Source organism: Deefgea rivuli DSM 18356, assembly GCF_000620145.1.
In the GTDB taxonomy this organism is placed as follows: domain Bacteria; phylum Pseudomonadota; class Gammaproteobacteria; order Burkholderiales; family Chitinibacteraceae; genus Deefgea; species Deefgea rivuli.
In genome coordinates this window covers 135,803-158,336 of the sequence record NZ_JHVM01000009.1, presented here as the reverse complement: position 1 = coordinate 158,336, position 22,534 = coordinate 135,803, and the positions used below count along the sequence as shown (strand labels likewise).

26 protein-coding genes are annotated in these 22,534 nt (G+C 46.6%); 5 read left to right on the top strand and 21 right to left on the bottom strand.

Going from position 1 to position 22,534, the window contains the following annotated elements; all coding sequences use genetic code 11:
- The first annotated feature begins 172 nt into the window (after positions 1-172).
- The 3 genes from Q320_RS0104980 (at position 173) to Q320_RS18495 (ending at position 2,051) form a co-directional block, all read left to right on the top strand.
- Positions 173-421 (top strand): BufA1 family periplasmic bufferin-type metallophore, encoded by a 249-nt coding sequence (locus Q320_RS0104980; protein WP_027468097.1) that lies wholly within the window; start codon positions 173-175, stop codon positions 419-421.
- A 62-nt stretch (positions 422-483) separates the two neighbouring features.
- A complete protein-coding gene (gene bufB, locus Q320_RS18500) occupies positions 484-1,311 on the top strand; it encodes an MNIO family bufferin maturase (protein WP_051534477.1) in 828 nt (275 codons plus the stop codon).
- Complete coding sequence (locus Q320_RS18495; protein ID WP_051534476.1) at positions 1,308-2,051, top strand: HvfC/BufC N-terminal domain-containing protein; 744 nt, start codon at positions 1,308-1,310, stop codon at positions 2,049-2,051. The genes bufB and Q320_RS18495 overlap by 4 nt, the downstream gene beginning before the upstream one ends.
- A 13-nt stretch (positions 2,052-2,064) precedes the next feature.
- On the opposite strand, the gene Q320_RS0104965 is transcribed toward Q320_RS18495, so the two are convergent.
- Genes Q320_RS0104965 through Q320_RS18490 form a run of 3 tightly spaced genes read right to left on the bottom strand, consistent with a single transcriptional unit; the run spans position 2,065 to position 6,006 of the window.
- On the bottom strand, positions 2,065-3,279 hold the full coding sequence (locus Q320_RS0104965; protein ID WP_156938981.1) for a chitinase N-terminal domain-containing protein: 1,215 nt from the start codon (positions 3,277-3,279) through the stop codon (positions 2,065-2,067).
- 26 nt (positions 3,280-3,305) lie between these two features.
- Positions 3,306-4,997, bottom strand: a complete 1,692-nt coding sequence (gene recJ / locus Q320_RS0104960) for a single-stranded-DNA-specific exonuclease RecJ (protein ID WP_027468095.1) — start codon at positions 4,995-4,997, stop codon at positions 3,306-3,308.
- A 22-nt stretch (positions 4,998-5,019) separates the two neighbouring features.
- A complete protein-coding gene (locus Q320_RS18490; RefSeq protein WP_051534475.1) occupies positions 5,020-6,006 on the bottom strand; it encodes a hypothetical protein in 987 nt (328 codons plus the stop codon).
- A 65-nt stretch (positions 6,007-6,071) separates the two neighbouring features.
- Between Q320_RS18490 and Q320_RS0104950 the strand changes: the two genes are divergently transcribed.
- Complete coding sequence (locus Q320_RS0104950; RefSeq protein ID WP_035852325.1) at positions 6,072-6,605, top strand: M48 family metallopeptidase; 534 nt, start codon at positions 6,072-6,074, stop codon at positions 6,603-6,605.
- Here Q320_RS0104950 and Q320_RS0104945 read toward each other — a convergent pair.
- From Q320_RS0104945 to Q320_RS0104910, 8 genes are all read right to left on the bottom strand, one after another.
- Positions 6,602-6,793 (bottom strand): H-NS family histone-like protein, encoded by a 192-nt coding sequence (locus tag Q320_RS0104945; RefSeq protein WP_027468093.1) that lies wholly within the window; start codon positions 6,791-6,793, stop codon positions 6,602-6,604. The genes Q320_RS0104950 and Q320_RS0104945 overlap by 4 nt on opposite strands.
- A gap of 22 nt (positions 6,794-6,815) precedes the next feature.
- A complete protein-coding gene (locus Q320_RS21475; RefSeq protein ID WP_156938979.1) occupies positions 6,816-6,971 on the bottom strand; it encodes a hypothetical protein in 156 nt (51 codons plus the stop codon).
- A 153-nt stretch (positions 6,972-7,124) separates the two neighbouring features.
- The gene (locus Q320_RS18485; RefSeq protein ID WP_051534474.1) at positions 7,125-7,547 is read right to left on the bottom strand and encodes a DUF4124 domain-containing protein; all 423 of its coding nucleotides are present in this window, start codon (positions 7,545-7,547) and stop codon (positions 7,125-7,127) included.
- A 107-nt stretch (positions 7,548-7,654) separates the two neighbouring features.
- The gene (gene rfaD, locus Q320_RS0104930; RefSeq protein WP_027468092.1) at positions 7,655-8,656 is read right to left on the bottom strand and encodes an ADP-glyceromanno-heptose 6-epimerase; all 1,002 of its coding nucleotides are present in this window, start codon (positions 8,654-8,656) and stop codon (positions 7,655-7,657) included.
- A gap of 121 nt (positions 8,657-8,777) precedes the next feature.
- On the bottom strand, positions 8,778-10,472 hold the full coding sequence (locus tag Q320_RS0104925) for a glycoside hydrolase family 9 protein (RefSeq protein WP_027468091.1): 1,695 nt from the start codon (positions 10,470-10,472) through the stop codon (positions 8,778-8,780).
- A 22-nt stretch (positions 10,473-10,494) separates the two neighbouring features.
- Entirely contained in the window at positions 10,495-11,373 is an 879-nt protein-coding gene (locus Q320_RS0104920; protein WP_027468090.1) for an ROK family protein, read from the bottom strand.
- Positions 11,370-12,050 (bottom strand): uracil-DNA glycosylase, encoded by a 681-nt coding sequence (gene ung, locus Q320_RS0104915; RefSeq protein ID WP_027468089.1) that lies wholly within the window; start codon positions 12,048-12,050, stop codon positions 11,370-11,372. The genes Q320_RS0104920 and ung overlap by 4 nt, the downstream gene beginning before the upstream one ends.
- Positions 12,047-12,556, bottom strand: coding sequence for a PilZ domain-containing protein (locus Q320_RS0104910; RefSeq protein ID WP_027468088.1), 510 nt, complete (start codon positions 12,554-12,556; stop codon positions 12,047-12,049). The genes ung and Q320_RS0104910 overlap by 4 nt, the downstream gene beginning before the upstream one ends.
- A gap of 196 nt (positions 12,557-12,752) precedes the next feature.
- On the opposite strand from Q320_RS0104910, the gene Q320_RS18480 reads away from it, so the two are divergent.
- A complete protein-coding gene (locus Q320_RS18480; protein ID WP_035852320.1) occupies positions 12,753-13,556 on the top strand; it encodes a carbonic anhydrase in 804 nt (267 codons plus the stop codon).
- 60 nt (positions 13,557-13,616) lie between these two features.
- Here Q320_RS18480 and Q320_RS0104900 read toward each other — a convergent pair whose 3' ends face one another.
- The 10 genes from Q320_RS0104900 to lpxD all read right to left on the bottom strand — a co-directional run bounded on the left by Q320_RS0104900 (position 13,617) and on the right by lpxD (position 22,534).
- Positions 13,617-14,387, bottom strand: a complete 771-nt coding sequence (locus Q320_RS0104900; protein ID WP_027468087.1) for a TrmH family RNA methyltransferase — start codon at positions 14,385-14,387, stop codon at positions 13,617-13,619.
- An 89-nt stretch (positions 14,388-14,476) separates the two neighbouring features.
- A complete protein-coding gene (locus tag Q320_RS0104895; protein ID WP_027468086.1) occupies positions 14,477-15,871 on the bottom strand; it encodes an HDOD domain-containing protein in 1,395 nt (464 codons plus the stop codon).
- Positions 15,859-16,587: a class I SAM-dependent methyltransferase gene (locus tag Q320_RS18475; protein WP_051534473.1), complete on the bottom strand. Its 729-nt coding sequence runs from the start codon at positions 16,585-16,587 to the stop codon at positions 15,859-15,861. The genes Q320_RS0104895 and Q320_RS18475 overlap by 13 nt, the downstream gene beginning before the upstream one ends.
- The gene (motB, locus tag Q320_RS0104885) at positions 16,587-17,504 is read right to left on the bottom strand and encodes a flagellar motor protein MotB (RefSeq protein ID WP_027468085.1); all 918 of its coding nucleotides are present in this window, start codon (positions 17,502-17,504) and stop codon (positions 16,587-16,589) included. The genes Q320_RS18475 and motB overlap by 1 nt, the downstream gene beginning before the upstream one ends.
- A 28-nt stretch (positions 17,505-17,532) precedes the next feature.
- Positions 17,533-18,393: a flagellar motor stator protein MotA gene (gene motA / locus Q320_RS0104880; protein ID WP_027468084.1), complete on the bottom strand. Its 861-nt coding sequence runs from the start codon at positions 18,391-18,393 to the stop codon at positions 17,533-17,535.
- 89 nt (positions 18,394-18,482) lie between these two features.
- Positions 18,483-19,064, bottom strand: a complete 582-nt coding sequence (gene rnhB / locus Q320_RS0104875) for a ribonuclease HII (RefSeq protein ID WP_027468083.1) — start codon at positions 19,062-19,064, stop codon at positions 18,483-18,485.
- Positions 19,052-20,233, bottom strand: coding sequence for a lipid-A-disaccharide synthase (lpxB, locus tag Q320_RS0104870; protein ID WP_035852317.1), 1,182 nt, complete (start codon positions 20,231-20,233; stop codon positions 19,052-19,054). Before lpxB ends, rnhB begins: the two co-directional genes overlap by 13 nt.
- Before the next feature lie 5 nt (positions 20,234-20,238).
- Entirely contained in the window at positions 20,239-21,015 is a 777-nt protein-coding gene (lpxA, locus tag Q320_RS0104865) for an acyl-ACP--UDP-N-acetylglucosamine O-acyltransferase (protein WP_027468081.1), read from the bottom strand.
- Between the two features lie 15 nt (positions 21,016-21,030).
- On the bottom strand, positions 21,031-21,483 hold the full coding sequence (fabZ, locus tag Q320_RS0104860) for a 3-hydroxyacyl-ACP dehydratase FabZ (RefSeq protein ID WP_211251173.1): 453 nt from the start codon (positions 21,481-21,483) through the stop codon (positions 21,031-21,033).
- Entirely contained in the window at positions 21,470-22,534 is a 1,065-nt protein-coding gene (lpxD, locus tag Q320_RS18470) for a UDP-3-O-(3-hydroxymyristoyl)glucosamine N-acyltransferase (protein WP_051534472.1), read from the bottom strand. The genes fabZ and lpxD overlap by 14 nt, the downstream gene beginning before the upstream one ends.

Here is a 22,534-nt window from a genome sequence, read left to right as displayed (position 1 = left end):
AAAATTAATGGCTGCAGTCATATACCCTAATCAAAAAAACAAGCCCCGCACAAAACACTCAATTTTTATTCAATATTGGGTGTTTTTTTATGATCTTCGTGTAATAAGAAGAAGCACGCTACGACTACAGTAGTGTCAATACAGACAACCCACCAAGCACTGGAGAAACAAAATGCCTAATAAATCAATCATGCTGGCCTCTGCAATGGTCGCCGTTTTAGCTGCCGCAGCACAACCGGCGCTCGCTGCTGATGCCGCCAAGGAAAAATGCTACGGCGTCGCCAAAGCCAGTGCGAATGACTGCGCGGCAAATGGCCATTCTTGTGCTGGCCAAGCTACCAAAGATATGGATTCAAAAGAATGGAAATTTGTCGCCAAAGGCACTTGCGTTGACATGAAAGGCACGCTCAAAGCGATGTAATTGCTTCAATCGGCACGACACAGCACACGTCTGGTCGTGCCTCCTCACTTTTGATCAAAACAATGCTGACCACACTTCCTTTGGCGACAGGCCTTGGCCTACGCAGCCCGCATCTATCACAAGTTCTGGCCACACAGCCCAATGTCGCTTGGTGGGAAGTGCATAGCGAAAATTATTTTGGCGGTGGCGCCGCGATTGCGGCGCTAGAGCGGCTACGCACTAGTTATCCGATTAGTTTGCATGGCGTCGGCATGGGTTTAGGTAGTGCGCAAGCCTTAGATCCCGCACATCTTACGCAGTTACAGTCCTTAGTTAAACGCATCGAGCCACAAGCGATTTCCGAGCACTTGGCTTGGAATCGTTTTAACGACCAAGTCTATACCGATTTGCTGCCTGTACCGCGCGTTGAAGGCGTCATTGAGCTATTGAGTGAGCATATCCAGATCGTGCAAGAGACATTGCAACGACGCATCTTGATTGAAAATGTTTCTAGCTATGTGCAGTTTACTGGTGAAAAATATCTTGAAAGCGAAGTGTTGGCTGAACTTGTGGCACAAACGGGCTGCGGAATTCTGCTCGATGTGAATAATCTCTATGTGAGCCAACTTAATCTTGGCATTGATCCATTGATTGAATTAGCGCACCTGCCACTGGCCGCGATTGGTGAAATTCATATTGCTGGATTTGAGGTATTTGATGGCGTCGCCATTGATACCCACGGCGCAGCGCCAGTGCCGCAAGTGTGGACGTTACTGGATGCGGTGATCCAGAGAACAGGGCCGATTCCGGTTTTGCTTGAGCGCGATAATAATATCCCCGCACTGGATGAGTTTTTGCTTGACTATCAAACGCTGCAAGATCGCTGCAATACAGTTTGGGGAAACGCATGAGCCACTATCTGCGTGTTTTAGAAGATTTCGCCCTATCGCTCAACGATACTCAGCGCGGCTGTGACTCACTGACCAACGCTTCGCAAGCCCATATCGCGATTTATCGCAACAATGTTGAGCTCAACCGCATCAATGCACTGCGCATTGCCTATCCAACGATAGCGGCGCTGCTGGGTGAGGAATTCTTTGATGCAATGGCTTTGATTTATGTACGACAGGTCGCAGCAAGATCGGCCAATTTGCATGCAGAAGGACAGAATCTGGTGGATTTTATCGCCCAATTTGGACCCGCCAACGATTACCCCTATTTAAGTGACGTGGCACGGCTCGACTGGGCGATTCACACAGCACATTACGCGACAGACACCCAAGCCATTAGCGCACAAGCGATTGCTGAACATGCGGCAGATTTGGCGGAGCTCTGCTTTACGCTACATCCAGCAGTGAACATATTGAAATCAAATTGGCCGATTGCCAGTATTTTGGCGATGCACCACGGCGAAGCGGCGCCTCGCGATTTGAATGAAGCTGAATGTGTTTTGGTATGGCGCGACCAATATGCAAAAATTGGCGCAGATCAGGAACTGTTTTTAAGCGCGCTGCAAGATCAGCAAAGCTTGGCGGCTGCGCTAGAACACGCAGCGCAATTGAATGCGCAATTTGATCCCGCAGAGACCTTAGGTCTTTTACTTCAGCAAGGCTTAATCACCAACCTGCAAAAGAATACAGCCGCTCATTAAGCGGCTGCAGAGCTTACTCGTTAGGTACTTCAACCACTTCGCTATCGACGCATTGTTTCGCACGGCACAGCTTCACGACCCAGTTTGCAGGCCGTTCAGGCGGAATGCCCTGCCAGCTACCGCACCAGATGCCAGGGCTGCAAGTTTTAGTGATTTTCTGGCTAAACATAACCTGCCGCTTATCGACATCCAACAATAGCCAGTGATCGGGAGCAACGCTCGCTTGCGCGGTTTGCCAACTTAAAATCACTTGCCCTACAGCTAAACCATTGCCTAACTCTGGATCTGCCGCAGTAAAGATTCTCGCCTGCGGCGGAGCCGGAGCGACCTCAGGCCCCAGCATCGCCTCAACGGTAACTTTATCCGACTCGCTGCACAAAGACTGCAGACACAGCCGCACAGAGAGCTGATAAACCCCATTGGCTAATGGCAACTCAACTTGCCCTTCTTGGCTTTTCTCTGTTTCATCGGTAAATTTAGTCGAGCGATAAATTGCCTTGCCATGATTAAGCACTTCCCACTGTCGGCCGATATTGCCCCAGTAAATATTCCAGCGTAACAGCGCCACACCATCAGTGGTCACCGGCGGAGTCCACGCCAACTGCGGCACATCGGGGCGCTCTGGCTTGGGCTGGCTCGCATCATATGCGCTTGTATCGACCCAAGTTTCGGCAGTTGACTCGCTGCATTTGGGCTCTTTTAGCGTGCCATTGCATAAACGAATAGACCATTTATGCTGGCCCGGCTCAAGTAAGGTCACCGAGAACACACCACCTTGAACTGCCTCAATCACCGTACCATCAATTGAATTTTGCCCTGGTGGATTTAGCCGATGCGCCACAAAATCTCGGCCGCGATAACGCAGCTGATTGTTACTCCAAACTTCCCACCACTGCCCTGGCACACCAAAACCAATATTCCAGCGCAAGCTAAATGGCCCAGCCTTGATGCGCGCAGGCACAGCGTCTAAATAGGGATTTAGCGGGGTTTCATCAATCACAGCCCCAAAACCCGGCCCACTATTGGGAACAAATTCAACCGGCCTAATGCTGGGATCATTGCCCGGCGGGGGCGGCGGGGGCGGCAATGCTTCGCACTCCATCATTCCCAAAATCATCGATGGTCGGCAGGCGAGTTGCTCGCGCCTTTCCGCTTCGCTACTGGAAAGTAAAAATCCAGCCTGCGCTTCGAGGCTTAATATCAAACACAACACCGCTAGTAATCTCATATCACCCTCTTCGCCCCATCCTACATTTACGCTGCTTCAGAATACTCTAACTGCAATTGCAGCATTCTTTCACCACGAAACTCATTGACGTTAATTTTATATACCGCACGCACATCTCTAGGTATAGGATCACAGTGATTAAACTGCATAGCCTCCAAGATAATACCCTGCTTATTCGCTAATTTTAGCTTACTGTGTTTTTCACCCACAATACGCTGTTCGATCACACGGAATACACCTTGAAACAAGGGAACTGGAAACCCTTGCCCCCAAACTTGCCGATCTAACACCTCTGCGGTTTCAATCATAAAGGCATCGTCTGGCAACTCGCCATCGGTTTCCAACACCCTTGTTAGCGCGCCATCATCGAGCAAGTCTTGGCAAACGGCTTCAAACGCGGCCTTAAATTGTGCAAAATCAGCGACATTTAGCGACAATCCCGCCGCCATCGCGTGGCCGCCAAATTTGCGAATCAGCACTGGATGGCGTTTTGAAACCAAATCCAAAGCATCCCGCAAATGCAAGCCGGGAATCGAGCGCCCAGAGCCTTTGATTTCATCGCCATTGCCATTCGCAAACACAATCGTTGGCCGATGAAAACGATCCTTCATCCGCGACGCCACAATCCCCACCACGCCTTGATGCCAATCGGTATTGTATAAACAGATGCTATGACTGTCTTCGACCGACACGGTTGATAGCGCCAATTCAGCCTCTTCCCGCATCCCATGTTCAATTTCACGTCGCGCACGGTTAAGTTGATCCAGTTCTTTGGCCAGCGGCAAAGCAATTTCTTCAGTCGCCGCGAGCAAAGTATTGATGCCAAAGCTCATATCATCAAGCCGACCAGCGGCATTCAGGCGCGGCCCCAAGGCAAAGCCTAAATCAAAACAACTGGCTCGACCATAAAAGCGTCCTGCCGCTGTAAACAGCGCCATAATCCCTGGAGCAGCACGACCCGCACGCATGCGTTTGAGGCCTTGCTCAACTAAAATCCGATTGTTGGCATCGAGTTTGACCACATCAGCGACCGTACCCAAGGCCACAATATCCAACCATTGCGCTAAATTAGGCTCGGGCTTGTCGCTAAACGCACCGCGCGAGCGCAGCTCTGCGCGCAGTGCCATCAGCACATAAAACATCACGCCAACACCGGCGAGATTTTTACTCGGAAATTCGCAGTCGGGTTGATTGGGATTAACGATCAAAGCATCAGGTAAAGTATCCGCCGGCAGATGATGATCGGTAATCAACACTTCAATGCCTAAGGCGCGCGCCGCCTCGACGCCTGCATGGCTGGCGATGCCGTTATCCACGGTGATAATGATGTCGGGTTGGCGTTCCGCCGCCAGCGCAACGATTTCCGGCGTTAAGCCGTAGCCATATTCAAAACGATTGGGCACAATAAAATCAACTTTTGCACCAAACGCAGCCAGACCTTTCATTCCCAAAGTCGTTGCTGTCGCGCCATCACAATCGTAATCGCCGACAATCAACATACGCTGCCCCGCAGCAATTGCATCGGCCAAACGCGCGCCCATTTCAGCGGCGTTTTTTAACAGCGAAAATGGCAGCAGGTTTTTCAACTCATGCTCTAGCTCCTGCGGATGAGCAATGCCGCGCGCGGCGTACAATTTGGCATGCAGCGCAGAAAAACCAGCGCTGCGTAAATTGGCTTCTAAATCAGCAGGAACGATACGGGGGCGAATAGCGAGCACAAAAACCTTTGGGTACGAAGGACTAAAACGGCAAACAAGGCGAGTGCCAGAAACGATATAAATCACGGCGACGGATTTTGACTTGCTGCGCTGCGCTAGGCAGCGTTAACGTTAATTGCTCAAGTTGGCCGGATTTTAATTGCGCGAGTAGTGGGACAAACCAGTTTTTTTCCAGTTGTTCCCATTGCGTACGCCATTCATACGCATTGCCATATATTGCATCAAAGCATAAATCATCCAGCACAGCGATGGCATCTTGCGCAGGGAGTTCGGCAGCAGAAGTTGGCGCAGGCTGCCAAGTATCCCCAGCTAAAGCTTGAACGAATGCATCACCACCAAAAATAGGTGATGTCACTTTTTGCGTTCGTGCCGCAAGCGGAAAGAAGCCGCCCCCCCACAACCACACACTATTAATCATCGGCAGACCGAGCGCATCGCGCTCATCATTGATCGAATGACCGTACAGCACCATCTGAATCTCATTGATTACAGCATGAAATTTTAGTGCTGCTGCGCCTTGTGGCAGGCAATCATTCATATTGCCCCCAAGCGCTTGATCCAGCGACGTAAAACTGAGCAAAGGATCCGCAGGCAAGCGTAAATACCAACGTGTCGGCGTCGCAGCGATAAAAGTATAACCATCCTGATTAAATAACTGATTTAAAGCGGTGACCAATGCATCGGCTTCAATCTGGCTGATTTGAAAAAAAGGCACACCAAGAATGGTCAACCGATCACGGTCAATCCGTAAATGAATCGGATCAGCGCGTAGCCAGAAACCTGGCTCAGCATCAGGACAATCTTTTGCCAAAGTCAACGCAGCTGCTGCCACTTGAGTAAGGCCAAAGTGCTGCGCGATATGGCTAGAGAAATCAGTGTTTGCCAAGGCTGATTTACGCCCTTTTGCATACAACTGAGCCAGCGCAGGCAAGGCTAAATCACGGTTAATCACGAGCCGTAATGCTTCATCACGCCAGAGCGTGTCGGGGATTATCAATTCATAGTTCATACGGCCGATTTTACACGCAACGGAAAGTTTCACCCGTAAAAAACCATATTCCGTATAATTGCAGCATGATTTCCAAAGCAAACACACTGCCAGCGCTTAAATATCTCAGCGCCTATCCCGAACATATTCAAGCTCGCGTCAGCCAGCTCATCGCCAAAAACGAACTCGGCCCGCTACTCGCGCAGCGTTATCCACATAAGCATCAGGTACAAACTGATAAAGCTTTGTATGATTACGTCACAGAAATAAAACAGGAATTTTTCAGAAATTCAGCAGCGATCGCCAAAGTAGCATTTGATAGCAAAATCAAAGTCATTCAGCACGCCTTAGGAACGCACACACAGATTTCGCGTATACAAGGGGGCAAACTGAAAAGTAAGCATGAAATTCGAATTGCCAGCTTGTTTAAAAACACCGCACCTGAATTCTTAAAGATGATCGTGACGCACGAGCTGGCGCACTTAAAAGAAAAAGATCATAACAAAGCGTTTTATCAACTTTGCCAGCATATTGAACCGAATTATATGCAGCTCGAATTTGATCTTCGGCTTTATTTAACCCATCAAGATCTTAACTCATCCAGCACCGACAACTACTAAGCATCAATTTTCGATGACTCAAGAAAGTCATCGATAGAGATGCCGGCTGCGGCCAATTGTGCTTGTAGATCTTCGATCAGTTCGCGCTTTTTTCTTTGCCGCGCGATGCGCTGGCTGTTGGTACGCTCTTGTTCTTGCTTTAGAACGTGCCACGTTTCAGTATTAAACAAATCTGCTGCTGAATTCACCTTCAATCACACTCCTAAAAAATTAATAACCACGCTTTTGCTTGCGACGTTTCACTTTAGCATTCGGTACATTTAACTCAACCGATTTAGCTGCTTTTTCTTCTGCAGTCAGTGGCTGAGCACTGTCTGACTTAGATTTTTTACCAAAGAAATTAGAAATACTTTTGATTAAATTCATAACACACTCGAAAACGTAACTTAATAATTAGATAAAAAAACAAACTCAGTGCTCGCACAAGCGCTTATGGCAAACCGCAGAAACCGCAGGCAGTACAGTTTGTACAACTCGGGTCACTACGGCGCAAGAAAAACTTGCTTGTGAACTTAGAGTTTAACGGCAGTTCTTTTCAATAAATGCAGATCGCTCAACGATTTCTTGTTCACGTTGCTTTGCAGGCAAAAACTCAACTTTACCTTGGTCATTGCTAACCTGCTTGAACATATTGGCACTTTTCAAAAATGCAAGTCGTGATTCTGCAGCAGCACATGCTTTATCGTCTCGTGGCGGTTTTGCAGTAGGCGTCGCCTGTGCTGGCACCGAAGCATTCTGAGTCACGACCGCAGAAGCAGGACGATTCGCAGCTACCGTAGTGACGCGGCTTTCATTCAAATTCATCCGCTGCGCCTTCCCTTGCGAAGCCGGTGGCGGTTGATCTGAAAAAACCACTCGACCTGACGCATCAGTCCACTTATAGACCTCAGCTTGAGCGCCAAAAGCCAGTACACATACTAATAAAAGTAGGCTACGCATCATACTCACTCCACTCAATTATTTTTGGGCGACTGCTATAAACTGAAGCTGGCGAATAAAAACTGATCGCCGCTTCATATTGTTCATTCACTGAAGCACATATTTACTTATTACGCAGCCAATAAGGCCTGAACATAACGACGAACGCCTTCTTGCACTGAAAAGAATTTTTCGCCATAACCCGCTTCACGCAGCAAAGTTAAATCCGCCTCAGTAAAGCACTGATATTTTCCTTTCAGGCTTTCAGGAAACTCAGTGTATTCCAAAATCCCTTCAGCCAGTAATTCTTCCAATGAAAGAGGTAACAAGCCTGCTGCTTCACGGCAGGTATTGACTGCTGTTACAGCAATATCATTGAATGGCTGCGAATGCCCTGTGCCAACATTATAAATACCGCAGACTTCAGGATTATCCAAGAACCATAGATTCACCTTCACCACGTCTTCAACCGACACGAAATCGCGCGTATGGCCACCTGCTGGATAGCCACCGTATTCACCGAATAATTTAACTTTACCCGTCGCTTGGTATTGATTGAAGTGATGAAATGCCACCGACGCCATCCGCTCTTTATGCCATTCGCGTGCGCCATAGACATTAAAATAACGGAAACCGGCTACTTGAGCCGTAATTTCACCATGGGCAATTCGATCCCGCAAGATTTGATCGAACAGTAATTTTGAATAACCGTAAACATTCAGCGGTTTTTCGCAATCTGGCGTTTCAATAAAGCCGTTTTCACCATTGCCATAGGTTGCAGCAGATGATGCGTATAAAAATTGTGCTTCTTCAGCTTGGCACCACTCAAACAAAGCCAGCGTATATTGATAGTTGTTATCCATCATATATTTGCCGTTATGTTCCATCGTATCAGAGCACGCCCCCTGATGAATAATCGCGCTAATTGCACCGTCAAATGCGCCTGCGGACAATTCCTCGATAAAATCGTTTTTATCGAGATAATGTGCAATTTTTAAATCGGCCAAATTGCGGAATTTATCGCCACGCGTCAAATTATCCACCGCAATAATATCGGTTTCACCGCGCTCATTGAGCGCCTTAATAATATTAGAGCCAATAAAACCTGCGGCACCTGTAACAACGATACTCATGATTTATCCTCATTAAATTGATTGAAGCGATTGCATCTACGATCGATTAGATCATTACACCAGCATTTAGCGCCAGGCCAGTGGGTACGAATCCCAATCCGACTTCAAGCCGTCCTACAAATTAAGCCTGTGGCTGGCGACGACATAAAGCTAAAAATAGCCATGCGCCATGGGGCATCCATTGCTCAGTCCAGCGCCAGCTATTGGCCATCGTAGCCGCTTCTGCCGTTTTGAAATCAATATCGGCTTCATCATCAAAACCACTAGTAATCCCATTACATACGCCGCCCGGCGCATTATAAAAGCCCGGCTCGTAACGCGGGTTATTTCGGCCCCAGCCCTGTAACATACACGCATCGTACGGATTAGCACCCAAAATCCAATCCAGCGCCGCTTGCTCGTAATGCGCTAATTGCGCGACAAAATCGACATCACTTGCAAACACAACACGTGCCTGTGCAGTTGCTGCGATCAGCGAGCCCAAACGCGCATTTTCACCTTGCCACCAATAGCCGGATTCATTTTGATGTGGAATAAAGAACTGGGTATTGCCCTCCAAGCCATTATGCTTAACGTATTGACGCGGATACCCGAAAGGATTATTTACATCAGCAAAAGTGATTTTAATTTCAAACTCAAATGCCAAACGCAAAGCTGTGCGAATTTTTTCGTTCAATGCCGAATCAGCAATCACTTCGATAAAGCGCATCAACGCAATGTACGGCAAGCCCGCTTCTGCTGCATGGAAATAGCTGCGCGCACCAGAGTCATCCGCGCGGAACCAGCCCTCAGGCTGTTGGCGCGCCAACAATTGCTCAACACGACGCTCTGCGGCGGCCAAATACACGGCATCGTCGCTCACATTAAATAACTCAACCGCCGCCAGCAAAGCACAATAATCGTCGATGATATTTTCAGTTTTATCGTCCAAATACTCGACGTTATGCACTTCAAGATGTGCAAATCCACGGCTTGCAGCAAGCAAGTAATCGGCACGGCTAAAACCTTCACCATCGCGTGATAGTTGCGATGCGCGGGCTAAAGCCGCAATGGCGACGCCGCCACCTTGACGATAAGCGGCTTGATACGTCGAAAATTTCTCGCCTTTTTGCGTTTTATATTCACAAATGTCGCGGCGATTTTCGTCTTTACTCCATTGATCAAACACGGTCATATAAAAATAACCGGCCGGATCTTGCATTCGCATCAAGAAATCAGCGCCATGCAAGGCCTCATCAATCATGCGCTCGTCAAACCATTTCAATTGCTGCGGCAAGCGTGCATGTCCATCAATTAAATTCCATACGACTTGCGGTGTTTGCTGTGGGTTCATGTACTGCGAATACGCCAAATGCGCTAGATATTTCGAGCAATCCCCCGAAGCGTCATACCAACCACCGTGCACGTCGCGACGCTCGTCCGAGCCCCACTTCGGCCGTGACAAATCCGCCATATCGTAAATTCCAGTACAACGCTGGCCTTTAATGTAATGCACGATATCTGACAGCATCTGTCCTGCAAACAAGTCATCCGCAATCGCAAAACGATGCGAGACCAGCGGTGGATGCACGTCGTCAACGACGATAAAATACTCACCCACTTGCTGCAATGCAGTCAAATCAGCCGCCCAGAAATGCCAGCTTTTCCATTTTGCCACGGTACCACGTGCGGTAATCGCACCGCGATGCACGGCATGTCGTGTGTTGGCATCAAAAACAGTAAAGGTTTTACCTTCGAGTTGATCTGCAGGCGCCTCAATCAGCGCAACTTTGCTCGCCGATGGCGCAAAACCAAGATGGTTAAATAAGAAATTCACAGGACTATCCTTAAGCGATTTTTTAATATTTATTCGATTGCAACCAATTTCGTACTGCCCCGATCATACCGGCATGATTACCAGCACTCGCCAAAACGACCTCGCTCATACCGCGAAAATCAGGCAGTAGCTCAGCATGGAGTGCTGCATTAAGCTCACGCAGAAAAACCGTACCGCGCGCACTGACGCCACCACCGATAACAACACGCTCAGGATTAAAGGCATAAATCAAATTTGCAATGCCCGTAGCTAGCAATTTAAACCAGCTTTTCACCACGCCACTCACAATAGGATCTTGTGCATCATACGCAGCAAAAACTTCACGCCCATTAGCAAACGGGCTGACTACCGCTGAATTTGCCGCCGCCAGCAAACCACGCATCGAAGCATGATCCTCCCAAATGACTCCGGCAATTCTCATATACCCCCACTCACCTGCCGCAGCACGAGACCCACGATAAATCTGATGATTAATCACAATGCCGCCACCAATTCCGGTGCCAATCGCAACCGCAATATAATGCGCCGCACCCTGCGCGGCACCTAACCAGCCTTCCGCCAAAGCAACACAATTCACATCATTATCAATGCTCACGGGCAAACCAAACTCTTGTTCCAGCGCAGCTTTCGGCGATGTGCCAGCGTAACCCTCAACCGCTTCAGCGGCTCCTAGGATCAATCCACTGTAGGCATCAACTAATCCAAATGTGCTAATCGCAATGCCTGCAATCGCGTGCTGCTGCAGCATAGCCCGCGTTAACTCACGCAAAAGCTGAATTACGCCTTCCCCGCCAGCAAACTTGGGCGTATCGACCACTGTGGCTGAAATCACGCCCCCAGTATTAGACACTAAGCCGTATTTAATCTGGGTGCCACCAATATCAAACGCTAATAAATTCATCCCACACAACTCCAATCAATCTCTTTTTTACCTTGCTGCTGCAAATAGGCATTGGCGGCCGAGAAATGTCCGCAGCCGATAAATCCGCGATACGCCGACAAAGGCGATGGGTGTACTGATAGCAAAATACAGTGCTGCTCACCAATTAAATACGCTTTCTTTTGTGCGTGTGCGCCCCACAACATAAATACAATCCCAGATTGCGATTGCGACAAATGTGCAATCACCGCATCGGTGATGGTTTCCCAACCTTTTTTGGCGTGCGATCCTGCTTTATTCGCCTCTACCGTTAGCGAGGTATTCAGCAGCAATACGCCCTGCTCTGCCCAGCCACTTAGATTGCCATGCTGCGGCGGCGTAATACCTAGATCGCGCGCAAGTTCTTGCCAAATATTTCGCAAAGACGGCGGCGTTTTTACACCAAACGGTACCGAAAACGACAAGCCATGCGCTTCACCTGCGCCGTGATACGGATCTTGCCCCAAAATCACGACACGAACTTGCTCAGGCGCAAGCCATTCAAGCGCCCGAAACCAATCGTTTTTCGCGGGGTAAATCGGTTTATTGACACTGATTTCTTGCTGCAAAAACTCAGTTAAGGCCAACACTGCTGGCGTTTGGCACGCAGCATTTAATGCCGGCTGCCAAGCCAAAGGAAGGCGCTGATGCAAATTCATGCGCTGTGCTCACGTAACTGATGAATATGACGACGGTGATAACGAAAAATGGTTTTCTCAAAACTATCAAGCAAACCCTCGCTCATCGGCAACCACATCGCTTGAATGCAATAACCTTCGTTAATCGGCGTGCATTGCGTGATTTGAGCTGGAAATTTCAAAAGTAAAGGAAATTGCTGCGATAGACAAAAGAGTACCATCCCTTTTTGCTCTAGCGTTTGCGGCTGCGGCGACTGCCACGCTATCTGCTCCAAGCCTAAAGTAACGCGGGTTTCGGCAAGTGTTTGCGTATTGAGCGAGCGAGCAAGCCACAGCAAACTTAAGTCTAATTTCGCATTCTGCGTAGTGTACTTCTCATCGAGTAACTCACTGGGCTGCTCAAACTCGGCCAATACTTGCAAATAGCGGCTCATCTCCCAATCACTAGCAGGCTCGGCGTGAATGTCCCATACCAAAGGCATGGCATCGCGCAGCAAACATGGACCGTCGAATAAAGGAAATGACATTAACCGCTTCAAGAATCTCAATAAGATGACGATTATAACGTGAAGTCAGCTAAATTAACGTAAAGCAAAGCAAATCTACACCGCGTTTTCTATGCTAATAAAACCATTAAATTTATCATGTAAACAAACAGAAATCGCCCAGCGCATTGCACTTGGGCGATTTTCTGCGGCACGTCGGACCTATCGGAGTACAACAATGTTGATCAAAACCAGTGCCATTTTAATCTCTGCTGGCCTACTCCTCGCAGCAGGAAATAGCAGCGCCAATGAAGCACACGGCAAAGCCAGTAACGCCCCACACAGCAAGGCGAAAGCCGATCCTTCACACTGGAGTTATGAAGGCGAAACGGGACCCAATAGCTGGGGCGCAATGAAAGCAGAATTTGGCCTATGCAGCAACGGCAAGCAGCAATCTCCCGTCAACATTACCGAAGCATACGCACAAGATTTAGAACCGCTGCAGTTTCAATACCAAGAGTCAAAAACCACGATTCAAAACAACGGTCATACAATTCAACTCAATTATGACCCAGGTAGTTTTTTGCAAGTCGGCAATGATAGATACCAGCTTTTGCAATTTCATTTTCATACCCCCAGCGAAGAAGCCATTGGCGGGCAGCGTTATCCAATGGTCGCGCATTTAGTACATAAAAATGATGCGGGGCAACTGGCAGTCGTCGCACTACTCATCAACCAAGGCAGTAGTGATAACGAAATTCTGAAAAAACTCTGGGAAAAGATGCCCGCAAATCATAACGAAACACGGGGCTATGACGAAATTAAATACAATGCTGCAAATTTATTGCCAAGCAATCGCAGTTACTGGACTTTGATGGGCTCACTCACCACGCCGCCTTGCAGCGAAGGTGTGCGCTGGTTAGTGCTTAAAAATCCTTTATATGTTTCAGCAAAACAAATCGCACGTTTCAAAAAAGAATTTGCTATGAATGCACGCCCGCTGCAATCATTACAACAACGCGCCATTCTGGATAGCAACTAAACGTATTTACCTGTAAGCCATATTCATCAAGGTCTACAGGTCAATACCACCATGAAAAACCTATCCATTCTGCCGCTTAATTTCATATAAACAAATCGCCGCCGCATGCCCAACATTTAAAGATTCAATGCCATCGGCCATCGGAATCTTCAGGCGTAAGGTGGCTTTTTCCGCTAATTCAGCGCTAACCCCCAAGCCCTCAGAACCCAATACCAAGGCCAAAGAACCCTGCAATTTAGCCGCATACAAATCAACCGCGCCATCTAATAAAGTGGCCGCAATTTGCCCGTTAAATTGTTCTGCAAACCAACTCAGATCCGCATGCTCCAGCAACGGCAATACCGCTTGCGCGCCCATACCAGCACGTAACACTTTTGGCGACCATACATCCGCGCACTGAGCAGACAGCAACACCTGCTCGACACCTGCAGCCTGCGCGGTACGTAAAATTGCGCCCACATTACCGGGGTCTTGTACCCCATCAAGCAACAGCACAAAGCCACTCGATTGCGGTATTACAGCAGGCGGGATCGCCACCAGTGCCAGCACACCACTTGCGCTAGGTAAATCGGTGAGCTGAGCAAATAAAGCAGTCGACAGATACGTGACTGGGCAATCAATTCGCTTGAGTAATACTTGAATTTCAACGCGCGCAGCGCCAACTTCAGAAATAAAGACCCGTTTCAGCGTACGATCCGCATCCAACCAAGCACTCAAAAGATGAGCGCCATCCAGAATGGTTTGCTGAGTTTTAATTCGTTCACGACGATTTTGTAATAATTTTAATGCCTGCTTAAAAATGGCATTTTGTGCTGAAGTTATAATTTCCATTGATTTCACACTTAATTAGTTGCACTGCAGTGCGATGGCAAGGCCTTGCGCCGAGAGGAAATGACGAGAAAACACGCAGTTTTGCTTAATTACTTAGGATGCCGAGCATTATGCGCCAATGCTTTGCTGGCCAAAATACAGATTTGCTTGAAGTGCTCATAATGAAATTCAGTCACTGCTCCCGCCAAACCCGCATCCGCATAAATCAAACCGACGGGCTTATCACCGACAAAAATTGACATCGCACAAAAACTTTTTGCCCCTACCTGCTCAATCAGCTCAAGCGGCAAATGCGGTAAAAACTGGCCGTAATTACCCGAATTTAGCCAGAAACTTTGTGGCTTTTGCAGTAGCTTGGTCAGCACGTGCTGCTTTTCCAATGAAATCCGCAAGGTATTCAAAGGGTCAGTTGGCTCAACGCCTTGCACGTAACGGGCTCGCAATGAGTTTTCCGCCGCCATCAACAAAGTAAACGCAATGCGCTGCAAGCCAAGACCTTCAGACAAAGCACGCACTGCCAAAACCATCACTTGATTGGTAGCAACGCCCTGAACTCCCGCCAAATGCAAGGCTTGCATCCGCTCTACGAGTACATCTTTTTTTAATATTGCTGCATCTGTTTTTGGCACAACCATAGTGGGTCGCGGCCATTCGCCGGGCAACATTGCCAACCAGCGCGCCGGCGAATAAAGCTGCTGACTTTTGCCTTCTTTACGCGTAAACGCCAGCAATTGCTGCGTTAATAACTGCCAAACACGCTCAAAAGGTAAATTTAGCACTGCAGCAATTGTGCTTATTTTTTGCTGCACCTCATCTTGCCACCAACCCGAATCAAGTAAACGTGCCAGCGGCACAACTGCCAGCTGTAAAACACTTCGCGTCGAAGGATCTTTGTGAGGTAGAACCAGCGCCAGAATCGGTTCTGGCATTTGCCATGTAGCCAGTAAGTCTGCGATGGCCGCAGAATCACGAGGAGGCGCATTACTATCCAAATAAGGCGCGATAAGTGCCAATGAATCAGAAATATTCAGCAAAATAGCCGCAGCCTGAATTTCGCCCAGCTTGGCATCAAACCGAGCATTGGCAAAATGACTCGCCAAGCGGCGTGCGAGGCGGGCTTCAAAAACAAGCTTCAATAATTTTCCATACTCGGCCTGATGTGCCGGCAACATCAAGCTTTCTATCGTTTGCGCGCGAGCAAATTGCTCCAAAAATGGAATCACGCCAATCAACATAATGGCAGCATCAATTGCCACAATGTCTGAAGATAAACTCCCTCGTTCACGCTGATTAATCATCCGTAAAACTTGAGTTGTTAATAGAGGATCGCGCGCCACGACTTCGGCCACTTCAGAGGGACGAATCATTTCAGCGCGACGCATCATCCCCATAATTTGATTGCGAGATTCTTGCAATATGGGGATAGAGCGCCGCGCCCAAAATTGGAGCCAAGCATGATTTGCTGCGGATTTTACATTCGCCATAACAGAAGCTTGCCGTTTTTCCAATCATTGAGTTCGATAATTTGATCCGGAGAAACTCCAGGAACAACAAAGGTATTGCTAATCAACATACTCCCCGGCCGCATTTGCGAACTAGCTTGCTGCCAGAGTTTTGACATAACCGCCGGAGATAAAAATGCATACACACAATCATAAGCAGATAAATCCAGCGATTCATAATCAGCATTGAGCCATGTAACATTTCTTGGTAATCGCAATTTACCTAGTAACCACGGCGCTTTTGCTTGCTCAACCCCAATCAAACTCAAATCAGGTCTTTGCCGCGCCAAATAATTCAAAACAGTTCCTGTGCCAGCACCGATATCAAGAAATTTTGCTGACTGTGGAATAACTGGCTCTAGTTGAAGTAAAGCTTCACGATTGCTTAAATACAAAGGAACGCGCGACACCATAACCCGACCAAAAACCAGCCAACAAATCAATAAAGCTAGTAAATACCATTGCGGTGCAATATTTAACTGCACGAAAATTAAAATTGTTGGCAGAAAAAATAGGTGTATCCATTTCCACCACGAGCCATCATGCAAGAAAATAGCCAATCCAAAAGCTAGAAAAGGAATCGAAATTGTTGCAATACGCGAACTAAAATTTGTGCCAATGAAGTAAAGAAACACAAATGAGGTCAACGTAATAATTGCGAAAATACGCCATTGCGGCAGCGCTCTCAAATATTTCATCACTTCGGTGGGTTTTTTATAGGATTAACAAATCCTTCCTGAGCGCCTGCTGAATTGCCACTTTCACCTTGGCCAGCCAATTTACGAATATCTGTTTCAGCGTCTTTATTCAGCACAACAATACTAATACGACGATTCACCGGATTGTAAACATTATCTTTATCTAAAGGAATTACATCGCCAAAACCATTAATTCGCAATACTTTTCCTGGCTCTAAGCCGCCGATAATCAGCTCACGACGTGAGGAGTTGGCTCGCTCAGATGATAACTCCCAATTAGTGAATCCTGCTGCACCACCTGCAAATTGAGTCCCGTCCGTATGCCCTGCGAGAGAAACAGCATTAGGTACCTCATTTAATAACTGTGCAATTTCCTGCAATACACCATGGGCATAGCTTTCCAATTCGGAGCTGCCTGATTTAAACATCGGTCGATTCTGTTCGTCGACAATTTGAATCCGTAAACCTTCAGCTACCATATCTAATTTAATCTGATCTTTATACTGACCTAAATTAGAGTTTTGCTTAATTTTATCATCCATCAAAGCTTCGAATTTCTGCTTTAATGCACTCAATCTTTTTCTATCTTTTGCAGCTTCGGTTTGAGCTGGCGGATCACCTTTATTCACCTGCCCTGCTTGCTTGGTAATATCATTACCGCCCCCTTGAATCAAAGAGTCGGCATCGCCCGAGCCCGACCCCCCTGCTTGCGCTACTTTCAATGGATTATTAAAGAAATCTGAAATACCTTTCAAATTACCTTTCGAAACCGAACCCAGTAGCCACATTAATAAGAAAAAAGCCATCATCGCCGTCACGAAATCGGCGTATGCAATTTTCCATGCGCCGCCATGATGTCCATGGCCGCCTTTTTTTATTTTTTTTACAACTATTGGCCTTTGAGAATCATCGCTCATCTTTTCTCAACCTAATCAATCAATAAGATTATTTACCCTTAGTACTCTTGACGAATTCTTCTAATTCCTTAAAGGATGGGCGTTCTGAAGAGTCAAGTGCTTTACGACCAAATTCCACGGCAACTTGTGGGGCATAACCGTTCAAACTAGCAATCAACGTCACTTTTATTGTAAGAAAAACCTGATGGCCTTCTGCCATCTTGGTTTCCAGCACGTTCGCCAATGGGCCAACAAAACCATAGGCCAGCCAAATACCCATGAAAGTCCCCACTAGCGCGGCACCAATTAATTTACCCAACTCAGAAGGCGGCAAATGTAATGAGCCCATTACATGCACCACCCCCATCACAGCTGCCACAATACCAAACGCGGGCAAACCATCACCTAATTTAGCCATCATCCCCGCTGCGACATGCGCTTCATTGTGATGCGCCTCAATCTCAATATCCATTAAGTTTTCAATTTCAAATGCGTTCAAGTTGCCACCGACCATTAAACGAAGGTAATCGCAGATAAAATCAGTAATGTGGTGATCGTGAGAAATTTTTGGATACTTAGAAAAAATTGGACTTGCGTGTGGATCTTCAACGTCGCCCTCAATTGACATTAAGCCTTCTTTACGAACTTTCGCCAGCAATTCAAATAAACAGGCAAATAAATCCATATAAAAAGCTTTATTAAAAGCAGAACTTTTAAAAATAGTAGGCAATGCCTTCCCAAAGAGCTTTAAGCTTTTTGGGCTAGCACCCGCAATCATGCCGCCAATTGCGCCACCAAAAATAATAATAATTTCAGAAGGTTGCCAAAATACAGCAAGATGACCGCCATGCCAGACATATGCACCCAAAATACAGACACACATAAAGATGTAGCCAATAATGACAAACATAAGCCAGCTTCCTAGTTAGCGGTATTACGGGGGAAATAAATACTCAATCTCAGTACATCATAGAAGTTGCGTCGCTACGTCACAAGCCATTAAAACAGTTTGCGCTGTGCATAAGCGGCGCGAACAGGAGCAAATGAAACCCGATGCTCAGGTATAGGCCCAAACTCTTTTAAAGCCGCCATATGCAGGGCAGTACCATACCCTTTATGCTTCGCAAAGCCGTATTCGGGATGACGTAAATCTAATTCATATGCCTCTGCATCCCGATTGACTTTGGCTAATATAGAAGCGGCTGAAATGCATTGCACAGTTGCATCCCCCTTGATAATAGCTCGGCTCGGCATAGTTAACGCTGGGGTGCGATTGCCATCAACAAGCACTTCTTCAGGCGTGATAGAAAGCGCCCCGACTGCTCTTGACATAGCCAGCATGGTGGCTTGCAATATATTAATCTGATCGATCTCTGCTGCAGATGCACTGGCAACAGCCCAAGCGATCGCCTGCTCCATAATGGCAAGCGCAAGCAAATCACGCTGCTTTTCAGACAGTTTTTTCGAATCGTTTAAACCGGTAATCGTGTGCTGTACAGGCAAAATCACGGCAGCAGCAAACACAGAGCCAACTAAAGGCCCTCGGCCCGCCTCGTCCACACCACAAATTAGCATTGCCATACTCTAGGCAAAAGTTTGGTCACGGCATTTGCAGCAGACTGAGCCGCATTACACTGCAAGCGCTGATGTTGTTGAGTAAATACCGAGGCTATTTCTGCCGCCAATACTTTATCTTGCAAGAAATTATTGAGCGCCTGCGCTAGATTTTCAGGCTTTGCTTCATCTTGCAAAAATTCGGGAACCAAAAATCGTCCAGCAATCACATTTGGTAAACTCACATAAGGCAGCAAAAACTTTCTTTTAACTATTTTATAAGTTAGAGGGCTAATTTTATACGCCACCACGACAGGCCGTTTTGCCAACATTGCTTCTAATGCGGCAGTACCGGATGCCAGTAAAATAGCATCGGAAGCAATCATTGCCTCATGTGCATGGCCAAACATCAAACGCCAATTCAAATGCTGCGCATTCAGCCGCCAAATTTCACTTTCAAAAATTGTTCGCGTTTCTCTCGTGATTAATGGCACTAACAACACAATTTTTGGATTCGACTCAGCGAGCAATAAAGCGGTTTTAACAAAAACTTCCGCCATCGCACGAACTTCCCGTTGACGACTACCCGGAAGAATTGCAACAACGCTATCTTTATTAGCAACACTTAAAACTTCACGCATCTGATTTTGATTTGCAGCGATAGGCATTAAATCAGCTAAAGGATGGCCAACATAAGTCGCTGGGATTTTTTCTTGCTGATATATTTTTTCTTCGAAGGGCAAAATCAATAAGATATGCGAGACCGCTTTACGTATTTGCTTAATCCGCTCAGGGCGCCAAGCCCAAATTGATGGGCTCACATAGTGAACCGTGGCTACACCTGCTTTTTTCAGTCGCTTGGCAAGACCAATATTAAAATCCGGTGCATCTATACCAATAAACAAATCCGGTTTTTCAGCGGTAATCGAGCGAATTAGACGTTTGCGTAGTTTAAGCAATGTGGGTAAATGTTTTACTACTTCGACAATCCCCCCCACCGCTAATGTTTCCATTGGCTCTATAGTGCGCGCGCCCAGGGCGAGCATTTTCGGCCCACAAACACCAGAGAATTGGGCATCAGGAAATCGCTCAAGCAGTGCTTTAATCAAAGCTGAGCCTAAAAGATCACCCGAGGCTTCGCCCGCAACAATCGCAATACGCGGGCCTTTGCCCGAAAAAAATAATTGATCACCCATATGTATTAACGAACAATGCCGCGTTTCGAATGATCAAAAAAATCAACAAAACACTGCAATACTGTATGTGTTTGCGCTTCATTACGAATTAGATTTACTGCATCTTCATAGGAAATACCGTCTCGATATAAAGCTTTGTATGCTTTTTTAACTGCCGCAATCTCATCAGCAGAAAAACCACGGCGCTTTAAACCTTCAATATTGATACTTCTGGCACTTGCCCGATTGCCTTCACACATGACGAAGGGTGGTAAATCCTGCACAATAATAGAGCCCCCACCCGCCATCGCATGCGCGCCAATGACACAAAATTGATGCACAGCAGTCAATCCGCCAAGAATCACGAAATCACCAATTGAAACATGCCCAGCTAAAGTTGCATTATTGGCCAGAATAACGTGATTACCCACAATACAATCATGCGCAATATGCGCATAAGCCATGACCCAATTATGATCACCAACTACAGTAACACCACGATCTTGCGCGGTACCTGTTGAAATAGTGACATTTTGGAAAAATGTATTTCCATTTCCGATCAATAAACGGGTTGGCTCACCATCGTATTTTTTATCTTGCGGTACACAACCGACAGAACAAAAAGAATGGAATAAATTATTCTCTCCAATCTCTGAGTAACCCTCAATCACGCAATGGGCTTCTACAACAGTTCCTGCACCCAAAGTTACATGAGGGCCAATAATCGAATAAGGGCCAATTATGACATCAGCAGCAATAATCGCATTCGAATCAACAAGGGCAGTAGGATGTATTGTTGGCATTCACTATATTCTATATTAGTTAGGAAGCACTTCACGCTGCGCACACATCAAATCAGCTTCACAGGCCAATTCATCACCGACATAAGCTTTTGCAACATATTTCCAGATACCACGCTTACTTGCAATGATCTCTGCTTTTAAAATCAATTGATCACCAGGAACAACTTGGCGTTTAAAGCGTGCATTATCGATGCCCGCATAAAATAAAATTGTATTTTCTGATGGGGCAGGAATGATGCTTTTAAATGTCAAAATACCAGCGGCCTGCGCCAAGGCTTCTAAGATTAAAACGCCTGGCATTACTGGATATTTTGGGAAATGTCCTTGAAAAAAAGGCTCATTCATCGAAACATTTTTAAGTGCAACAATCGACTTATTAACATCAAGCTCTAATACGCGATCAACCAGCAAAAAGGGATAGCGATGCGGTAGATGTTGCATAATGCCATTAATATCAATCGGTTCCATTTTCCTCTCCTAGCTGCTTCGCATCATTTGCCAAGCAGATTTTTTCAATTTTTCTTATGCGTTTAGCCATTTCATCTAAACGCTTATATTGCAAACTATTTCGAGCCCATAGTGCATAAGGCATCGTAGGAACGCCGCTAGCATAAACACCCGGCTCCGTTAAAGAAGCTGGCGTACCACCACCAGACAATAATGTAATTCCATCAGCGATTTCAATATGACCCGCAATCAGAACACCGCCGCCAATTAAACACTGACTTCCTACTGTGGTTGAACCAGCAATACCGCTACAAGCAGCAATTGCAGTATGTTTACCAATTTTTACATTATGCGCGACTTGAATTAAGTTATCTAAGCGTACTCCATCGGCAATAAATGTATTATCCAATGCACCACGATCAATCGTCGTATTCGCACCTATTTCTACATGAGAACCAACAATAACTCGACCGATTTGCGGTATTTTTTCCCAATTTTGTCCCGTCCAAGCATTACCAAAGCCATCGGAGCCGATCACCACACCACTATGAATTTCAGTAAAATTACCAATTTCACAATCAGCATAAATTACAACTCGAGCATGAATTCGACAATGATCACCAATTAAAACATTCTCTCCAATTGTCGAGCCTGATTCAATAATGGTATTAGCACCGATTCGAGCGCCTGATTCAATCACGACAAATGCACCAATTTCTGCGGTTTTATCAACGCAAGCATCTTGCGCAATTGATGCCATTGGATGGAGACTTTGTTTAGAGCGCCGAGCTGGATAAATTAAAGCCAATACTCTGGTGATAAATAGCTGTGGATTCTTAACCAAAACTTGCGAGCATTTGTATTTTGGCTCATGCTTTTTAAGCACCACTGCCGACGCATGGCAATTTTCAACTTCTGATGAAAATTTAGAGCCGGTATAAAATGACAGCTGTCCTATACCTGCAGACTCTAATGATGCAACTGAAGCAATAGTGACATCATCACCAATAAGCTCGCCGCCAAATAATGTAATAAGTTCTGATAATTTATATACTACCTTATCTGTACTCAC